The sequence below is a fragment of the Embleya sp. NPDC020630 genome, assembly GCF_044334985.1.
Classification (GTDB): domain Bacteria; phylum Actinomycetota; class Actinomycetes; order Streptomycetales; family Streptomycetaceae; genus Embleya.
This window is the reverse complement of sequence record NZ_JBIRUB010000001.1, coordinates 88034-106204: the sequence shown is the minus strand read 5'-3', so window position 1 is coordinate 106204 and position 18171 is coordinate 88034. Positions and strand designations below refer to the sequence as shown.

At 70.6% G+C, this 18171-nt stretch carries 14 protein-coding genes and 1 pseudogene; 8 read left to right on the top strand and 7 right to left on the bottom strand.

Features of this window, described 5'->3' with window-relative positions; all coding sequences use genetic code 11:
- Positions 1–14 precede the first annotated feature (14 nt).
- From ACH4XV_RS00415 to ACH4XV_RS00400, 4 genes are all read right to left on the bottom strand, one after another.
- The gene (locus ACH4XV_RS00415) at positions 15–1145 is read right to left on the bottom strand and encodes an acyl-CoA dehydrogenase family protein (RefSeq protein ID WP_395785664.1); all 1131 of its coding nucleotides are present in this window, start codon (positions 1143–1145) and stop codon (positions 15–17) included.
- A 33-nt stretch (positions 1146–1178) separates the two neighbouring features.
- A complete protein-coding gene (locus ACH4XV_RS00410) occupies positions 1179–2369 on the bottom strand; it encodes an acyl-CoA dehydrogenase family protein (RefSeq protein ID WP_380008414.1) in 1191 nt (396 codons plus the stop codon).
- A gap of 110 nt (positions 2370–2479) precedes the next feature.
- Positions 2480–4705: an acyl-CoA dehydrogenase gene (locus tag ACH4XV_RS00405; protein WP_395785662.1), complete on the bottom strand. Its 2226-nt coding sequence runs from the start codon at positions 4703–4705 to the stop codon at positions 2480–2482.
- A gap of 131 nt (positions 4706–4836) precedes the next feature.
- Positions 4837–5331 (bottom strand): pyridoxamine 5'-phosphate oxidase family protein, encoded by a 495-nt coding sequence (locus ACH4XV_RS00400; protein ID WP_395785660.1) that lies wholly within the window; start codon positions 5329–5331, stop codon positions 4837–4839.
- A 143-nt stretch (positions 5332–5474) separates the two neighbouring features.
- Between ACH4XV_RS00400 and ACH4XV_RS00395 the strand changes: the two genes are divergently transcribed.
- The 4 genes from ACH4XV_RS00395 (at position 5475) to ACH4XV_RS00380 (ending at position 8018) form a co-directional block, all read left to right on the top strand.
- Positions 5475–6290, top strand: a complete 816-nt coding sequence (locus ACH4XV_RS00395) for an SDR family NAD(P)-dependent oxidoreductase (protein ID WP_395785658.1) — start codon at positions 5475–5477, stop codon at positions 6288–6290.
- Between the two features lie 166 nt (positions 6291–6456).
- A complete protein-coding gene (locus ACH4XV_RS00390) occupies positions 6457–6690 on the top strand; it encodes a type II toxin-antitoxin system VapB family antitoxin (protein WP_395785656.1) in 234 nt (77 codons plus the stop codon).
- Entirely contained in the window at positions 6687–7097 is a 411-nt protein-coding gene (locus tag ACH4XV_RS00385; RefSeq protein WP_395785654.1) for a PIN domain-containing protein, read from the top strand. Before ACH4XV_RS00390 ends, ACH4XV_RS00385 begins: the two co-directional genes overlap by 4 nt.
- A gap of 63 nt (positions 7098–7160) precedes the next feature.
- On the top strand, positions 7161–8018 hold the full coding sequence (locus tag ACH4XV_RS00380) for a 3-hydroxybutyryl-CoA dehydrogenase (RefSeq protein ID WP_380008426.1): 858 nt from the start codon (positions 7161–7163) through the stop codon (positions 8016–8018).
- A 67-nt stretch (positions 8019–8085) separates the two neighbouring features.
- Here ACH4XV_RS00380 and ACH4XV_RS00375 read toward each other — a convergent pair whose 3' ends face one another.
- On the bottom strand, positions 8086–9717 hold the full coding sequence (locus ACH4XV_RS00375; protein ID WP_395785652.1) for an MDR family MFS transporter: 1632 nt from the start codon (positions 9715–9717) through the stop codon (positions 8086–8088).
- 171 nt (positions 9718–9888) lie between these two features.
- Between ACH4XV_RS00375 and ACH4XV_RS00370 the strand changes: the two genes are divergently transcribed.
- Both ACH4XV_RS00370 and ACH4XV_RS00365 read left to right on the top strand, forming a co-directional pair.
- Positions 9889–10125, top strand: a complete 237-nt coding sequence (locus tag ACH4XV_RS00370; RefSeq protein WP_395785650.1) for a LapA family protein — start codon at positions 9889–9891, stop codon at positions 10123–10125.
- 22 nt (positions 10126–10147) lie between these two features.
- The gene (locus ACH4XV_RS00365) at positions 10148–11281 is read left to right on the top strand and encodes a hypothetical protein (RefSeq protein WP_395785648.1); all 1134 of its coding nucleotides are present in this window, start codon (positions 10148–10150) and stop codon (positions 11279–11281) included.
- A 108-nt stretch (positions 11282–11389) separates the two neighbouring features.
- Here ACH4XV_RS00365 and ACH4XV_RS00360 read toward each other — a convergent pair whose 3' ends face one another.
- Together ACH4XV_RS00360 and ACH4XV_RS00355 are read right to left on the bottom strand one after the other, a co-directional pair.
- Entirely contained in the window at positions 11390–13294 is a 1905-nt protein-coding gene (locus tag ACH4XV_RS00360; protein WP_395785646.1) for an ABC transporter permease/substrate binding protein, read from the bottom strand.
- A gap of 250 nt (positions 13295–13544) precedes the next feature.
- Positions 13545–14750: pseudogene (locus ACH4XV_RS00355) on the bottom strand (glycine betaine/L-proline ABC transporter ATP-binding protein); the annotation flags it as partial.
- 622 nt (positions 14751–15372) lie between these two features.
- Between ACH4XV_RS00355 and ACH4XV_RS00350 the strand changes: the two are divergent.
- Together ACH4XV_RS00350 and bioA are read left to right on the top strand one after the other, a co-directional pair.
- A complete protein-coding gene (locus ACH4XV_RS00350) occupies positions 15373–16152 on the top strand; it encodes a hypothetical protein (protein ID WP_380008441.1) in 780 nt (259 codons plus the stop codon).
- A 93-nt stretch (positions 16153–16245) separates the two neighbouring features.
- Entirely contained in the window at positions 16246–17547 is a 1302-nt protein-coding gene (bioA, locus tag ACH4XV_RS00345; protein WP_395785644.1) for an adenosylmethionine--8-amino-7-oxononanoate transaminase, read from the top strand.
- Positions 17548–18171: the final 624 nt, after the last annotated feature.

The window sequence follows — 18171 nt, the reverse complement described above, 5'->3', positions numbered from 1 at the left end:
CTCGGTCGAGCCGGTCAGGCGAACTCCCCCGCCGGCGTGGCCGCGAAGCCGGCGCCGATCCGCAGCGCCTGCTCGGTGGCGCCGCCGAGGGAGAGTTCGAGCTGCTTGGCGTGGTTGAAGTAGCGGTGCACGAAGTGCTCCTCGGCCACGCCCATCCCGCCGTGCACATGCACCGCGGCGTGCGCGACGCGGTGGCCGCCGTCGGCCGCCCAGAACTTCGCGGTCGCGATCGCCTCGGCGGGATCCAGGCCCTCGGCCACCCGCCAGGCCGCCTGCCAGGTGGTCAGCCGGATCGCCTCGACGTCGATGTACGCGTCGGCGAGCCGGTGCCCCACCGCCTGGAAGGAGCCGATCGGCCGCTTGAACTGGACCCGCTCGCTCGCGTACTTCGCGGTCTCGCGCATCGCCTTCTCGGTCACCCCGAGCTGGGTCGCGCACAGCGCGAGTGTGGCCAGCTCGCGCAGGTTCACCGCCGCGTCGGGGCCGCCGAGCGCGGTCCCGACGGCCCGCTCCAGGGTGACCAGGCCCGCGACCTCCTTGGCCGTGGTCAGCTGGGCCTCGATCCGCACGCCGGGCGCCTTCGGGTCGACCAGGAACACCCCCGCGTGGCCGTCGCCGAGGTCCGCGGACACGAGGATCAGGTCGGCGACGGTCGCCGCCGGCACCCCGGTCTTGACCCCGTCGAGGTGCCAGACCCCGTCCGTGCACACCGCCTTCGTCGCGGGCGCGGCGCCGTCCCGGCCGTACGGCTCGGCGAGCGCGTAGGTCAGGATCCGCGAACCGTCCACCGCGCCCGGCAGCCAGGCCGCCTTCTGCTCGTCGGTGCCCATCCGACTCAGCAGCGACGCGGCGACCATGATCGAGGGCCCGAACGGCACCGGTGCGAGCGTGCGGCCGATCTGTTCCAGGATCAGACACTGCTCGAACACGCCGTAGCCGGAGCCGCCGAACTCCTCCGGCAGGCCGATCCCGAGGAGGTTGGCCTTGGCCAGCTCCGCCCACAACTCGCGGTCCAGGCGCGGCGCGCCGTCCTGCTCGACCCGCTTGTCCAGCGCGGTCAGCGCCTCGTGGGTGACCCGCTCGCCGAGGATTCGCCCCGCCAGGCCCACCAGGTCCTGCTGTTCTTCCGTGTAACCGAAGTCCATTTCACCTGTCCTTGTCAGCGTGGTGACGGCGGGTCAGCGCGGCGGCCGGGGCAGCCCGAGGCCCAGCATCGCGATCATGTCGCGCTGCACCTCGTTGGTGCCGCCACCGAAGGTGAGGATGAGCGCCGTGCGGTGCATCTTCTCCAGCCGGCCGCGCAACACCGCGCCCGGCGAGTCCTGCTGGAGGTAGGCGTCCTCGCCCAGGCACTCCATCAGCAACCGGTAGGCCTCGGTGGCGAATTCAGTACCGAAGATCTTGGTCGCCGAGGCGTCCGACGGGCCGACCTTGGCACCGTGGTCGACCGCCCAGGCGATCTTCCAGTTGATCAGCTTGAGGAACTCCACCTTGGCGTGCACCCGGCCGAGGTTGGCCTGGACGTGCTCCCGGTCGATCACGCGCGAGCCGTCCGGCAGCACCGCCCGCTCGGCCCAGCGCCGGGTCTCGTGCAGCGCGAGCTGGATGCCCGCGGCCGAACACAGCGCCACCCGCTCGCGGTTGAGCTGCCCGGTGATCAGCTTCCAGCCGCCGTTGAGTTCGCCGACCATGGCCGACGCGGGCACCCGGACGTTCTCGTAGAAGGTCTGCGAGGTGGTCTGGCCGCCCATGGTCTTGATCGGGGTCCAGGAGAAACCCTCGGCGTCGGTGGGCACCAGGAACATGGTCAGCCCCTTGTGCCGGGGCGCGTCCGGGTCGGTACGCGCGGCCAGCCACACGTAGTCGGCGACGTGGATCAGCGAGGTCCACATCTTCTGGCCGTTGATGATCCAGTCGTCGCCGTCGCGGACCGCCTTGGTGGTCAGCGCGGCGAGGTCGGTGCCGGCGCCCGGCTCGGAGTAGCCGATCGAGAAGTGCATGTCGCCGGCGAGAATCTTCGGCAGGAAGAAGTCGCGCTGCTCCTGCGTGCCGTACTCCATCAGGGTCGGGCCGACCGTGTTGATGGTCAGGAACGGCACCGCGGCGCCGGCCAGGGTCGCCTCGTCGGTGAAGATCAACTGTTCGAGCATGGTGCGGTCCTGGCCGCCGTACTCCTTGGGCCAGCCGATGCCCAGCCAGCCGTCCTCGCCCATGCGCTTGACGACGCGGCAGTACGCGCCGTCCTTGCCCATCAGGCTGGTCTCGCCCGCGGCCTGCTCGGCCCGGATCTCGGGCGTCATGATCCGCGCGAAGTATTCGCGCAGTTCCCGTCGCAGGTCCTCCTGCTCGGGTGTGTAGGCGATGTGCACGTGGTCTCCCTGATAGCCGTGGACCTGGTTGGCCGTGGACCTTGCCGGCCGTGGACGCTGTCTGTCGGTCGCGGGACGCGGGGTCGAGGACCCCCGGGCGGTCGCCGGGTTCACCCCCGGGGCAGGCCCAGGATGCGTTCGGCGACGACGTTGAGCTGGATCTCCCGGGTGCCGCCGCCGAGCAGGACCGCGGGCAGCGAGAGGTAGTCGGTGAGCGGTTCGCCGGCGGGGCCGTCGAAGTGTGTGCCGCCGGGGCCGAACCGCTCCAGGCGCGCGGTGACCACGGCCCGCTGGTGCTCGGTGACCGCGAGCTTGAGCACGCTGGAGGCGGCGCCCGGGTTGAGCCCGGACAGGCGCTGGAGGGTCGAGCGCAGGGTGAGGGCGCGCAGCGCGAAGTTCTCCGCCGCGAAGGCGCCGAGCCGGGCGAGCAGCGCGGGGTCGGCAGCGGGGGCGTCGGCGGCGGAGGCGTCTCCCGCGAGGTCGGCGACCAGCTTGCCGAACGCCTGCATGCCCGGACCGCCGGCGATCATCACCCGCTCGTTGGCCAGCGTCGTGCGGGCGATCCGCCAGCCGCCGTTCACCGCGCCGACCACGTGGTCGTCGGGGACGAACACGTCGTCCAGGTAGACCTCGTTGAACTCGGACCGGCCGTTGGCCTGTTTGAGCGGCCGCACGTCGATCCCGGGCGTGGCCATGTCCACCACGAAGTACGTGATGCCCTTGTGCTTGGCCGCGTCCGGGTCGGTCCGGGCCAGGCAGATGCCGAAGTGCGCCTCGTGCGCCTTGGAGTTCCACACCTTCTGGCCGTTCAGCCGCCAGCCGCCGTCGACCTTGGTGGCGCGGGTGGCCAGCGCCGCGAGATCGGAGCCGGCGCCCGGTTCGCTGAACAGCTGGCACCAGACGATGTCGCCGCGCAGGGTGGCCGGCACGTACGCGTCGCGCTGCGCCTCGGTGCCGTGCGCCATGATCGTGGGCAACGCGAACTCACCGATGATCGTGCTCGGCGGGGTCAGCCCGATGCGGGCGAACTCCTGCTGGATGACCACCTGTTGGGCCGGGTCGGCGGCGATCCCGTACGGCCTGGGGTAGTGCGGCGAGACGTAGCCGAGTTCGGCGAGGCGCTGCCGGCGGGCGGGCTCGGGCAGCACGTGTGCCGCCGCCAGGTTCGCCGCCACCTCGGTCCGGAAGGCCCCCGTGTCGCCCTCGTCGAGTTCGAGGTCGAAGCGCCGGGTGGGGCCGCCTGCGAGCGCGGCGCGGCCGAGCCGTGCGGTCCACTCCCCCGCCGGGCCGAGCCACTGGCCGAGGAAGATCGCCCGGCGCCAGTACAGGTGGATGTCGTGTTCCCAGGTGAAGCCGATGCCGCCGAGCATGGTGATGCAGTCGAGCGCCACCTCGCGGGCCAGGGGCAGGCAGAGCACGGCGGCCTCGGCGGCGGCCAGGGCCAGTTGTTCGTCGGCGTCCGGGGCGGTGTCGTCGGCGGCCCGGGCCGCGTCCCAGGCGGCGGCGCCCGCAAGTTCGAGCCGGGTGAACAGGGTGGCGGCCTTGTGCTTGATCGCCTGGAACGAGCCGACCGCGACGCCGAACTGCTCGCGGATCTTGACGTAGGCCAGCGCGGTCTCGAAGCACCAGCGGGCCACCCCGACGGCCTCGGCGGCGGCCAGCACGGCGGCGAGTTCGCGCACCCGGGCGGTGGTGACGCCGGGCAGCACCCGGGACGCGGTGATCTCCAGGCCGTTCGCGCGCACCCGGGCCACGCCGCGGGCCAGGTCGAGCGGGCCGAGCGCGGTGACCTCGACGGCCGCGCCGGGCTCGGCCACGAACCAGATCTCCTCGGCCCGCGCCGGGTCGGCGTCGGTGCGGGCGCCGAGCAGGAGGTAGGTCGCACCGATCGCGCCCGGGACCGGCTCGACGGTGCCGTGGATCTCCCAGCCGACCTTGGTGGCGCGCGCGGTCAGGCCCGGTACGACGGCGACCGCGCCGCGGGCGCCCTCGGCGAACGCGGGCAGAAGCGCCTTGGCCGGTTCGGGGCCGGCGTGGCGGGCCAGCACGGCGCTGGTGAGCACGCTGGGCAGGTACGGGCCGGGCAGCAGGCCGCGGCCGGTCTCCTCGACGGCGACGGCCAGTTCGAGCAGCCCGGCGCCCGCGCCGCCGTACTCCTCGGGCAGGTGCACGGCGGTCAGGCCCTGGCCGACCAGCGCGGTCCAGCAGTCCGGCAGCGCGCCGGCGGACAGGTGCTCGGCGGCGCGGCGGGTGCTCTCGATCGAGGCGTGGCGAGCGACGAAACCGGCTACCGATTCCGCGAACGCCTGATGCTCGGTGGCGAATCCGATCGGCACTGTGTACTCCCTCACCAATACTTGTCTCGATCAAGTAAGCAGACAGGCTACCTGACCGGATCCTGGGTGGCCAGATCCGCGCGGCCGGCCGGCCGGCGGTGCGTGGCGGGTGGGCGCGGGTGCGCCGGGGTTCAGCTCGGGCGGGTGGACGGCAGGCCCAGCTTGCGGTGGTCCCAGGAGACGATCCGGTCCGGGACGACCTTGATCACCACCCGCTTGTTCAGCATCATCTCCACGGCCGGGCGCAGCTCCTCGGTGTACGGCGCCGCGTAGCGGCTGAACACGCTCACCCCCAGCTCCCAGATCCGCTCCGGCTCCTCGACCACCTCGGCCCTGCCGACGATGGACACCCCGCGCAGTTCCTCGTAGTACTCGCCGGCCTCGACCAGGCAGGTGATCGTCGGATTGCGGCGCACGTTCAGCACCTTCTGCGCGCGGGCCTTGCTCTCCAGGGCGACGTCGCCCTCCAGGAAGCCGTACCACATGCCGATCGAGTGGATGCTGCCGTCGGCGTTGAGCGTGGACATCGTCATCGAGTGCCGCCCGGCCAGGAACGCGGCGACCTCCTCGTCCGTCATCCGGACCCGGTCCCGCTGCTTGACGCCGTGGCCCATGTGCTCGCCCATACCGCACTCCCCTTTTGATTGCCTGGGTCAACCATTTGTACACTGCCACGCCCGGAGCTCGATTGACAGACCGTCAGTTTTGGCATCACGCAGGCCCGGAACGATGATTGACACTGCGTCAGGTCCTGCCTAGCGTCGGCGCCATGACCCGAACCGACGACTCCGAGGTCCCCGACTACCCGGCCCGACTCCGGCTCGACGGGCGCGGCGTCGTGCTGCTCGGGGCGGGCCAGGGCATCGGCCGGCAGACCGCACACGCGCTCGCCCAGTGCGGGGCCCGGGTGTTCGCCGTGGACCGCGACCCGGACCTGGCCGCCGACATCGCCGGCGAGATCGACGGCATCGCCTGGTCCGGCGACGCGACCTCCCGCGCCGACGCCACGCGCCTGTGGGGCGACGTCGAGGCGCGCCTGGGCCGGGCCCACGCGATCGTCGACATCATCGGCATGAGCCGCTACGCCGACCTGCTCTCGATCACCGACGAGGACTGGACCTGGCACCAGGACGTGGTGCTGCGCCACGCCCTGCTCGCCCTGCAACTGGGCGGCGCCCACCTGGCCGCGCACGGCGGCGGCGCGATCACCTTCGTCGCCTCGGTGTCCGGCCTCACCGGCGCCCCGATGCACGCGGCCTACGGCGCCGCCAAGGCGGGCCTGATCTCCCTGGTCCGCTCCGCCGCCGTCGAACTGGGCCCACACGGCGTCCGCGTCAACGCGGTGGCCCCAGGCGTCGTCTGGACCCCGAGGGTCTCCGCCTACCTGGGCGAACCGGGCCGCAAGGCCAACACCGCCAACGCCCCCCTCGACGACGTGGCCCTCCCCGCCGACATAGCCGGCCCCCTGCTCTTCCTCACCACCGACCTGTCCCGCTACCTCAGCGGCCAGGTCCTCACCGTCGACGGCGCGGTAAGCGCCAAATTCCCCTACCCATTGCCCGACATGGACACCGCCCCGCACTGAAAACGGCCAACAGGATCGCTCATTCGGGTGAACCCAGCCGCCCTTTCCCAGCGAATTTGCGCTGGTCAGCGGAACGTAGGTCCATTCGACCCGCCGGCTCGGCATCGGGTCTCCACCAGGTGGATATATCCTATTTCGGAAACGAATATATTCCTGAGGAGCCACCATGTCCAAGACCTTGATCGACGTCGATGACGACGCGCTGGCTGTGGCCGCGCGGATACTGGGAACCACAACGAAGCGCGACACCATCAACTCGGCTCTGCGCCGGGTCGCGGGCCGTGAGGGTCGTGCGGCAGCCATCAAGCGCATGCAGGAACTGGTCGCCCAGGAGGGTGTCCAGGACCTGACGGTACTTGAATTGCCTGAGGAGTACGGGCCCAAGCCGGGGACCCCGTGACCGAGGATCTATATCTGGCGGACACCTCGGCTCTCGTCCGCTTCTACCGGCAACAAACCGCCGAGCCATGGAACGAACCCTTCTTGGCCGGACGAGTCAGTCTGTGCGAACCGGTCAGGCTGGAGTATCTGCGCTCGGTCGGCGGACAGGCGGTGTACTACGAGCTCGACGAGATCATGAACGAGACGCTGCCCTACTGCCACGTTCCGGAGTCCGTATGGACCGAATCCGCAGCTCTGCAACACCGTCTCTGGGAGAAGTCGCAACACGAGTGTGCAAGCGTCGTGGACCTCGTGGTCTCGGTCACTGCGGCCCATCACAACCTCGTCCTCCTCCACGCCGATCGCGACTTCGAGGTCATCGCCAAGGTCACCGGGCAGCCGGTTCGGCGCATCGACGCCCGCTGAGTCGTACCTGAGAGGATGCGGGGAGGTGAAAACGGTAGTGAGTCGTGGAGCGAGGAGTACGTGGTGAGCGATGTACGGCGCGTAGGGGTGGTCGGGGCCGGGCTGATGGGGTCCGGGATCGTCGAGGTGTGTGCGAAGGCCGGGCTCGACGTGCTGGTGGCGGAGACCAATGCGGCGGCGGCCGAGGCCGGGCGTGCCCGGGTGACCAAGTCGATCGATCGTGGGGTGAAGGCGGGCAAGCTCGCCGAGGCCGATCGTGACGCCGCGCTGGCGCGGGTGACCTACACCACCGATCTGGGCGAGTTCGCCGATCGGGACCTGGTGATCGAGGCGGTGGCCGAGATCGAGGAGGTCAAGACGCAGATCTTCGCCACCTTGGACAAGGTCGTGACGCGCGAGGACGCGATCCTGGCGTCCAACACGTCCTCGATCCCGATCATGAAGCTGGGCATGGCCACGTCCCGGCCGCAGCAGGTCGTCGGGATCCACTTCTTCAACCCCGTGCCGGTGCAGAAGCTGGTCGAGCTGGTGCCCTCGCTGCTCACCGACGAGAGCACGGCGGCGCGCGCCGAGGCGTTCGCGTCCGAGGTGCTGGGCAAGACGGTGATCCGCTCGCAGGACCGCGCCGGCTTCGTGGTCAACTCGCTCCTGGTGCCGTATCTGCTCTCCGCGATCCGGATGTTCGAGTCCGGCTTCGCCTCCGCCGAGGACATCGACAACGGCATGGTGCTCGGCTGCGCGCACCCGATGGGCCCGCTGCGGCTGACCGACCTGATCGGCCTGGACACGATCAAGGCGGTCGCGGACAGCCTCTACGACGAGTTCAAGGAGCAGCTCTACAGCTCCCCGCCGCTGCTGCTGCGCATGGTCGACGCGGGGCTGCTCGGCAAGAAGACCGGGCGCGGCTTCTACCAGTACTGAGTCCGGCCCCACACACGACGCGAGGGCGGTCCCGATCGGGGCCGCCCTCGCGTCGTGTGTGGTCGGACTACGGCGTGCGCGCCTCGACCTTGTCGATCCGTACCGGCTCGCGGCCCTGCGCCGGTACCGTCTCCACCCCCGGCGCCCGCTGATCGGCCTTGGCCACCACGACCGCCTGGCCCGTCTGCAGCGGGACCTCCTTGATCAGCAGCACCACGATCAGCGCGAGCAACCCGAACGGCGCGGCGAACAGGAAGATGTCGCCCACCGCGTGGCCGTAGGAGTTCTCCACGATGCCGCGCGCCGGCTCCCGCAGGTGGTGCACGTTCGGGATCCCGCCCCCGCCGCCGGCGCCCGACTTCAGCCCCGCGTCGGAGAGGTAGCCCGTGACCTTGGTCGCCATCACCGCGCCGAGCGCCGAGACGCCGACCGCACCACCCAGGCTGCGGAAGAACGCGACGACCGAACTGGCCGCGCCCAACTGGTGCACCGGCACCGCGTTCTGCACCGCGAGCACCAGGTTCTGCTGAAGAGCGCCGATGCCCATGCCGAGCAGGAACATGTACACCCCGAGCACCCACAGGTTCGTGTCCGCGCGGGTGGTGCTCATCAGGGTCAGCCCGATGGTCAGCGAGACGCCGCCCATCACCAGGTAGCGCTTCCAGAACCCGGTCGCGGTGATCAGCTTGCCGACCACCGTCGAGGCGATCACCAGGCCGCCGATCATCGGCAGCGTCATCAGGCCGGACACGGTCGGCGACTTGCCGCGGGCGATCTGGAAGTACTGGCTGAGGAAGACCGACGAGCCCATCATCGCCAGACCCACCGCGAGGCTTCCGAGCACGGCCAGCACGATGGTGCGCTGCTTGAACAACCACAGCGGGATGATCGGCTCCGCCGCCCGACCCTCGACCCGGATGGCCAGCGCGATCAGCAGCAGCGAGCCGAGCACCATGGCCGCGGTCTGCCACGAGACCCAGGCGTAGTTCTTGCCCGCCAGCGAGACCCACACGAGCAGCACCGACACACCGGCGCTGATCAGCGTCGCGCCCAGGTAGTCGATGCTGACCTCACGCTTGACCACCGGCAGCTTCAAGGTCTTCTGCAGGATGACGATCGCGGCCACCGCGAACGGTACGCCGACGTAGAAGCACCAGCGCCAGCCCAGCCACGGGGTATCCACGATCACGCCGCCGATCAGCGGCCCGCCGACGGTGGCCAGCGCGAAGGTGGCGCCGAGGTAGCCGCTGTAGCGGCCCCGCTCGCGCGGCGAGATCATCGCGGCCATGATCACCTGCGCCAGCGCGGTGAGACCGCCGACGCCGACGCCCTGGATGACCCGACAGCCGATCAACATGCCCGTGTTCTGCGACAGGCCGGCCAACGCGGAGCCCGCCACGTAGATCACCAGCGCGAGCTGGACCAGCAGCTTCTTGCTGGTCAGGTCGGCGAGCTTGCCCCAGATCGGGGTGGTCGCGGTCATCGCGAGCAGCGTCGCGGTGACCACCCAGGTGTAGGAGGTCTGGCTGCCGTGCAGGTCGGAGATGATCCGCGGCAGGGCGTTGGACACGATCGTGGACGACAGGATGGCCACGAACATGCCCAGGAGCAGCCCCGACAGGGCCTCCATGATCTGCCGGTGGGACATCGGCTCCGCCGATGTCTGCGCGGCCGATGCCGCGGCCGGTGCGTTGCTCATACCTACCCCTTCTACTGCGGATGCTCTGCGCCCGGACGCGGCTTCCCCACCCCCGACACTCGTTGCTTGGTACAACCATAGCAATCTTTGTTGCTGCAAGCAACTTTCAAGAGATGGTCAAGTCGGCGCGCCTCAAAGTGACCGAGCAACTACGCAGATAGGATCTGCGCCATGGCAAAAACCCCTCAATCGGGCACTTCGGGCGGCAATATCGGCGGTATCTCGTACCGCACGATCGGCATCGCGGTCATCGTCGTCCTGAGCGTCTGGTTCGTGCTGGCCAACACCGGCTCGGTGAGCATCCGATTCTGGATCCCGACGCTGGCGGCGCCGCTGTGGATCGTCCTGGTCGGGACGTTCGCCGTGGGCATGTTGACCGGGTGGTGGGTGAGGGCCAACCGGCGCTGAGCCGCCGGATATCCTGGGCCGCATGCTTCGCTCCAGGCTGCGTCCGGCCGTACACGTGGCGAGCCTGTTGACCGCCGGCGTACTCGTGGCCGGCTGTTCGAGCTCCGCCTCCCCCTCCGCCGAACCCTCCGCGATCACACCCACGGGGTCGGAGACCACGCCCGTCGGCAACACGGTCTGCGCGGGACTGCTGCCCACGTCTGCGGTCACCGCATTGCTCCCGGCGGCGCCCGCGTTCACCGGCAAGGACCATGAGCCCCTGCCGCACTACCCCGTGCTGCGCTGCCAGGTGACGGCGGGCGAGCGCTCGTTCGTCGGCTCGGCATACCTGTTCAACATGGCCGGCGCCGAGCGGGTGCAGTTGCCGGGGCTGACCACCACGGGGTCGGCGCCGCTGGGCAACGGCGACAACAAGCTGTACGGCATGGCCGGTGCGGACGACGCCTGGCTGGTGCAGAACTGCAAGGTGCAAAACGTCGAGCAGCCGGTGCCGATGCTGGTCCGGGCCCGCACCCTCGCCCCGGCCGGCACGCCGAACCAGCCGGACCAGCGGCAGCAGTTGGCCGACCTCGCGGTGGACCTGGCCAACGGCGTGGCCAAGGCGGCCGGCTGCGAGTCGGACCCGGCCCCCCGGCCGGACAGGATCAAGCCCGCGAGCGAACCCAAGCCGATCACCGACGCCCCCGTCTGCGGCATGCTCGACCCCGCCGCGCTCGGCCCCCAGGCGGCCGGCGATCAGCGCGCGCGATGGACGGCCGCCGCGACGCCGGAGGGACCGGGTGCGATCCAGGGCTGCGATCTGTTCCTGGACAACCGGCGGGTGCTCTCCTTCGCGATCGTGCACGGCTACCTGGCCCCCGGCGCCGAGGCCCCGGGCGAACGCGCCGTCCTGTCGGAGCGGCTGCCCACCGGCGGCATCGCCAACGACGCGCAACTCGCGGGCACCGTCGAGGGCAAGGTCCTCGGCCTGTGCGACGGTCACACGGTGGCCTACCAACTCAGCCGCCACAACGGCGAGGACCCCCCGGGCCGAACCCTGGGCCAACCCACCGAACAGTTCTTCCGCGCCTTCGCCGACGGCGCCTCGAAGTGGGGCCTCCGGTGCGAACCGATCCACCCCAAGACCGCCGAGGACAGCTGGAAGTTCCGTTCCTGACCCGACGCGCGCCGGCAGCGCGAAGGAGGGCGCCGCGCGAACCTCGCGCGACGCCCTCCCCGGGCGGTGGCATCAGCCGACCGCGTCACCCACGTGGGTGACCGGCCGTCAGGACACCTCCGCCCGCTCCCGCGTTGCCGCCGGCAGCGACTGCGGCTGGGCGCTCCGCCCGTCCCCGCCGCCGTCGTGCTTCGGCTCGTCGGTGCCACCTGTCCCGGATGTGCCGCCCGCGGGCGGCAGTTCACTGAGGAACTTCTTCTCCACGTCCGGGTTTTCCTTCAGGTACGCCTTCACGCCCTCGGCCGCCGCGTTCGGCTTGCCCGCGTAGTCGACGAAGACCTTCTTCTCCAACGGACCGAGCACCGAGTCGTCCAGCTTCAGGTTCCTCACCCACGTGTTGACGTCGGGGAAGTCCTTCGCGAAGCCCTTGCGGCCGATCGAGCTGATCCACCCCGGCGCGCCGTACGACTGCTTCGGATCGGCCAACGGCTTGATGTCGTACTTCGTGTACGCCCAGTGCGGACGCCACATCGTCACCACGATCGGCTTGCCGGCCGCCATCTGCCGGTCCAGCTCCGCGATCATCGCGGGTGTGCTGCTCTTGACCAGATCGAAGTCGAGCCCGTACTCCGGGATCAGCTTCTTCTCGGTCAGGTCCATGATGTTCGCGCCCGGCTCGATCCCGACGATCCGGCCGCCGAACTCCTGCTCGTGGCCCTTGAGATCCTCGACCGACTCGTACGGCAGGTTCTTCGGGATCGCGAGCTGCACGTCCACGTTGTTGTACCAGCGCCCGATCTCCTCGAGCTTGGACCCGTACTCGTCCAGGTACTTCTTGTGCAGCGTGGGCAACCACGCGTCCAGGAACAGGTCGATGTCGCCGCGCGCCAGGCCCTGGAACAGCGGGCCCACGTCGAGCTGCTTCATCGTGACGTCGTAGCCGCGCTTCTCCAACAGCTGCTTGTACATGTTGGTGACCACGACGTCCTCCTCCCACGGGATCCAGCCGACCGTGATCTTCTTGCGACCACCGTCGGAGGCACCGAGGCCGAAGCCGCCGAGCAGCCCCGCGACCAGTGCGACGGTCACCACGCCGCCGACCGCCACGACCGGGCGCGGACGCCAGTCGAGCAGCCACTTCGGCGTGAAGCCCTCGGCGCCGCGCACGGCCTTGGCGCGCTTGGCCCGCGCCTCGGCCCGCTGTCCGGCCGCACCGACCGTACGGTCCAGGTAGATCGCGAGCACGACCACCGCGACACCGGCCTCGACGCCCAGGCCCACGTTGTTGTTCGACAACGCGCCGAACACCTCGCTGCCCAGGCCGCCCGCGCCGACGATGCCGGCGGTGACCACCATCGACAGCGACAACATGATGACCTGGTTGACCCCGGCCATGATGGTCGGCAACGCGAGCGGGAACTGCACGTCCTTGAGGATCCGCCACTCGCTCGTGCCGAACGCCTCGGCCGCCTCGACCATTTCGGCGTCGACGCTGCGGATGCCCAATTCGGTCATCCGCACCCCGGGCGGCAGCGCGAAGACCACGGTGGCCACGACGCCCGGCACCTCACCGATGCCGAAGAACGTGATGGCCGGGATCAGGTACACGAACGCAGGCATCGTCTGCATGAAGTCGAGCACCGGCCGCAACACCGCGCCGACCGCACGACTGCGCGCGGTCAAGATGCCCAACGGGATGGCGACCAGCAGTGCGATCGCCGCCGAGACCAGCACCAGGGCCAGCGTGGACATGGCCGGCTTCCACATGTCCAGGCCGTCGATCAGCAGGAACCCCGCCGCCGCGACCAGCGCGAACACCGGCCCGCGTACGGCCCAGCCGATCAGCGCGAACAGCACCACCACGACCGGCAGCGGCGAATCCGTCAGCCAGTCGGCCAGGTGGGTGACCGCGCCGCCGACCACGCTCCTGATGAAGTCGAACAACCAGGAGAAGTGGTCGCGCATGAAGTCGACCAGGCTCTCGGCCCAGTCGCCCAGATGGATCCTAGGCATCGTCGCGCACCTCGCCCTCGACCCCGAGCCGCTCCACGACCGACTCCGGCGCCGGCGCCGGTATCCGCACCTCGACCGCGTCGACCGGCGCCGCCGCGCCGGAACCGGTCACACCGTCCGCACCGGCCGTACCGCCCGTGCCGGTCGGGAGCAACTTCTCTCCCGATCCGACCGGCACCAACTTCCCGCCCGGGCCCGCGGGCACCAGCATCTTCACGCTCCCGGTGTCGGTGACGCCGAGCGTGCCGCCGTCGGCCTCGCCCGACCCCCCGGCGGTGTTGCCGAGCGCGGCCAGCAGGCTGACCCGGGGCACCACGCCCACCAGTCGCATGCCCTCGTCCACCACCGCGAGCGGCAGCCTGCTCTCCGCGCACGGCGCGAACAACTCGGCCACCGGCGTCTGCGGTGTCACTGTGACCACGTCGAGACCCGGGTCCGGCCGGACGGTGCGCTCACCGGTCCGCGCCGCCTCGGTGACGGCCGCGTCGGTGACCGCGCCGAGCAGCCGGCGGCCGTTCTCGCGCGTGTCCACCACGAAGGCCGCCGTGGTCTGCGCCTCGCGCATCGTGCGCATCGCGACGCGGGGCCCTTCTCCGCTGGTCACCGTGGCACGCGAGTCCTCCATGATGGAGCCCGCGGTCAACACCCGGGTGCGATCCACGTCCGCGACGAAGGACGCCACGTAGTCGTTGGCGGGGTCGGTCAGGATGTCCTCGGCGGTGCCGATCTGCACCACCCGGCCGTCGCGCATCACCGCGATGCGATCACCGAGCCGCATCGCCTCGTTGAGGTCGTGCGTGATGAACACGATGGTCTTGCGCAACTTCTCCTGGAGTTCCAGGAGTTGGTCCTGCATCTCGCGGCGGATCAGCGGGTCGAGCGCGCTGAACGACTCGTCCATCAGCAGGATGTCGGCGTCGGTGGCGAGCGCGCGGGCCAGGCCGACCCGCTGCTGCATGCCGCCGGACAACTCGCTCGGCGCGGACTCCTCCCAGCCGGCCAGGCCGACCAGGGCAAGCGCCTCCCGGGCCCTCCGGTCGCGCTCGGCGGCCGGCACCCCCTGGACCGACAGGCCGTAGCCGGCGTTCTCCAGCACCGTGCGGTGCGGGAACAGCGCGAAGTGCTGGAAGACCATGCTGATGCGCCGGGCACGCACGTCGCGCAACTCCCTGGCGGGCAACGAGGTCAGGTCCCGGTCGTCGATGTAGACGGCGCCGGCGGTGGCGTCCAGGAGACCGTTGAGCATCCTCAGCAGGGTCGATTTGCCGGAGCCGGACAGGCCCATCACGACGAAGATCTCGCCTTCGGCGACCTCGAAGGAGACGTCGATGACGGCGGGGACGGTGTTGCCCCCTCGTACGTCGTCCCGGCTTGCGCCGGCACGCAGCCGGTCGAGCGCGTCGTCGGCTCGACGGCCGAAAATCTTGTACAGGCCTTCGGCCCGGAGTCTGGACACGGATACCTCGTTGTTCGGGCCGCGGAGGAACGGAACCGTTGATACCGGTTCCGGGCCGGAGCACCGCCGTGATGAGGGCGCCGGCGCCGCGGGCTGCTGGATGCGGGAGTACGGCCGACGCAGAAACGTCACGGCAGCGGCGCACGTCCGGGGTCGAACGCCTTTCCCGAGTCCCCTCGGAAAAGTTGTATCCCGCATTTGTTACCGGGCGTGACTTGCCCGAGTGATTCCAACGGGAAACATATGGAGATCCACGTCTCATTAACGCGCTGCCATATGTCCGAATTCATCCACTAATTACCGCATTCGACCCACCCCTTTCATCGTAATCTCTCAGTGATCATCGGGTGATCCCGGCGTAATGGCATGGCCATATCCATAACCCTCGGTCATCGCATGACCACTCGATGGCGCATTCCGCACCTCAACCGCCGCGCACGGGCGTGCACTCCGGCGCCGTCGCCCGAATGGCCGTGGCGCGGGCGGGGCGCACATGCCCCATAGGGGTGACGTTCCCGCATTCTCCAGGTGACACAACGTCACCAGGCGGTAACGTCCCGGCGCGAGAACGCAGGCGGCGATCCCTCACTGTCGCACACCCCCCCAACCGATGGAGCCTTCCGTGTCACGCTTGCTCGACGTCAGCCCCGAGGTCCGCGCCGAGATCGGCGACGACGAGGCCGCCCGCCTGGTGGCGGGGGAGACCGGCCCCCAGACCTACGCGTGCGCCTCGTGCCGCGGTGAGGGCGACACCACCTCCGTGGAGACCAGCGCGCTGTTGTACCTGGCCGAGGAGACCGCGGTACTCGCGTTCGCGCACACCCGCTGCATCCCCTCCCAGGTGATCCCGGTGTCCGAGGCCGCGGTCGAGCCGCTGCTCGCGGCGCAGGCCAACCCCGGGCTCGCGGTGCAGACCGTGGTGCCGGGCGGTCCGGTGCCGATCTCGATCACCGGCAGCATGGTGGTGTGCGCGGGCGTGACCTACGCGGCGCTCGTGGTCGAGCCCGGGGCGGCCGTGGCCCGTCCGGGCACGCCCGGCGCGCAGGACGAGTTCCTGTCGCTGCTCGGCGAGCGCGGGTTCGCGCCGATCGCCTCCCCCGAGGAGACGCTGCCGCCGCTGCTCGGCGGCTGGTCGGTACAGATGACCGACGGCTACCTGACCGCGGTGCTGTTCCCGGGCGCGGGCGGGCGTACCGAGGCGTGGTGGCAGGCGCAGACCCCGGCCGAGGTGCCCGAGGCGTGGTTGAACGCGGCCAAGACGCACAGCGTCGTGCTGCTGTTCGCCGCCCCGGTCGGCACCATCGGCATCCACACCGGCAACGACGAGTTGGCCGCCGCGCTGAGCGAGGCGGGTCGGCGCAACCTGCTCGCGGCCGGATCGGTCCCGGTCAGCGGCATCTGACCGGGCCGCGCGCCGGCCTCGACCGCGCGCGGCCCACGCCGGGAGGCGACCTGTACCGGGTCGTCTCCCGACGCTCCGATAGCGTGCCCAGCCATGGAGCACTACGACGCGGCCTACGGCGACGAGCTGGTTTCCCAGGACCGGCGGCACATCTGGCACCCGTACGCGAGCACCGAGGGCGACGCGCCGCTGTTCCCCGTGGTCGGCGCCGACGGGGTCCGGCTCCGGCTCGCCGACGGGCGTGAGCTGGTCGACGGGATGTCGTCCTGGTGGGCCGCGATCCACGGCTACAACCACCCGGTCCTGAACGCCGCCGCGCACGCGCAGGTGGACACGATGGCCCATGTGATGTTCGGCGGGCTGACCCATCCGCCGGCCGTGCGGCTGGCCCGGCGCCTGGTGGAGATCACCCCCGAGCCGCTGACCAAGGTGTTCTTCGCCGACTCCGGTTCGGTCGCGGTCGAGGTGGCGCTGAAGATGGCGCTCCAGTACCAGCGCGGACGCGGCCGGCCCGAGCGCACCCGGCTGTTGACCGTGCGCGGCGGCTATCACGGCGACACGTTCGGCGCGATGTCGGTGTGCGACCCGGTCGGCGGCATGCACCACCTCTTCTCCGGGGTCCTGCCCACGCACCTGTTCGCGCCGATCCCGCCCGCGGGCTTCGACACCCCGCTGCGCGCCGAGGACACCGCCGAAATCGAGGAGTTGCTGGAGCGACACGGCTCGACGGTGGCGGCCGTCGTCCTCGAACCGATCGTGCAGGGCGCGGGCGGAATGCGCTTCCACTCCCCCGCCTACCTGCGCCGGATCCGCGAACTGTGCTCACGACACGAGGTGTTGCTGATCGCGGACGAGATCGCCACCGGATTCGGCCGAACCGGCGAGCTGTTCGCGTGCGACCACGCGGGCATCGCGCCCGACATCATGTGCCTGGGCAAGGCCCTGACCGGCGGCTACCTGACCATGGCCGCGACGCTCTGCACCGACGAGGTGGCCCGAACCATCTCACGCGGCGAGGGCGGCGCCTTCATGCACGGCCCGACCTTCATGGCCAACCCACTGGCCGCCGCGATCGCCGCAGCCAGCATCGACCTGCTCCTCTCCGAGCCCTGGCGCGACCGCATCACCGCCCTGAGCAACGGCCTCCGCACGGGCCTGGCCCCGGCCCGCGCCCTGCCCGGCGTGATCGACGTCCGAGTCCTCGGCGCGATCGGCGTCATCGAACTCGCCACCCCGGTGGACATGGCAAAGATCCAACCCGCCTTCGTCGAACACGGCGTCTGGATCCGCCCCTTCGGCCGCCTCGTCTACACGATGCCCCCCTACATCACACCCCCGAACGACCTGACCACGATCACCACGGCCATGGTCGAGGCAGTCCGCACCCACACCTGACCCCGCCCCCGCAGGCGGCCCATCGACACACCCATGCCCCCGCCCCGGAACGCGGCTCGCCCACCCCACACACAAGCACGGCCACCCCGCGCACCCAACGCGCACTCCCGTGGCGCGTCAGCGCCCCCGACCCGGGCCGCCCGCGTGATCGACGCGCGCAGCGCGGAGAGCGGCGGAGCCGCAAAGTTTGGGCTGGGTGACCCGGAGCGAAGCGGAGGGGCACCCAGCCCCGAGCGAGGGGCCGCTCTTCTGCGGAGGAGCGAAGCGGGGGAGCAGAAAAGCGGTGCCTCGCGAGCCGGCGCGAAGCGCCCAAAAAGAAGCACGCCGCCGACCCGACTGCGGCCCCCCGCCCCGCTCACGTCGCGACTCCGCCTCCCCGCCCCGCTCACCCCACGCCCCACGCCCCACGCCCCAGGCCCCAGGTCCCGCCACCCAGCCGGCGCGACCCACTCCCCGCACCCCAGCCCCGCGCGACCCACTCCCCGCACCCCAGCCCCGCGCGACCCAGCCCCCGCACCCCACCCCACCACAACCCCCGAAACACCCAGTAGCAACCCACCTACCATCAGTGACACTTCCCCCTCGCCCCCACAACCCCCACAGCCCTCGATCGTTGGACCTGAT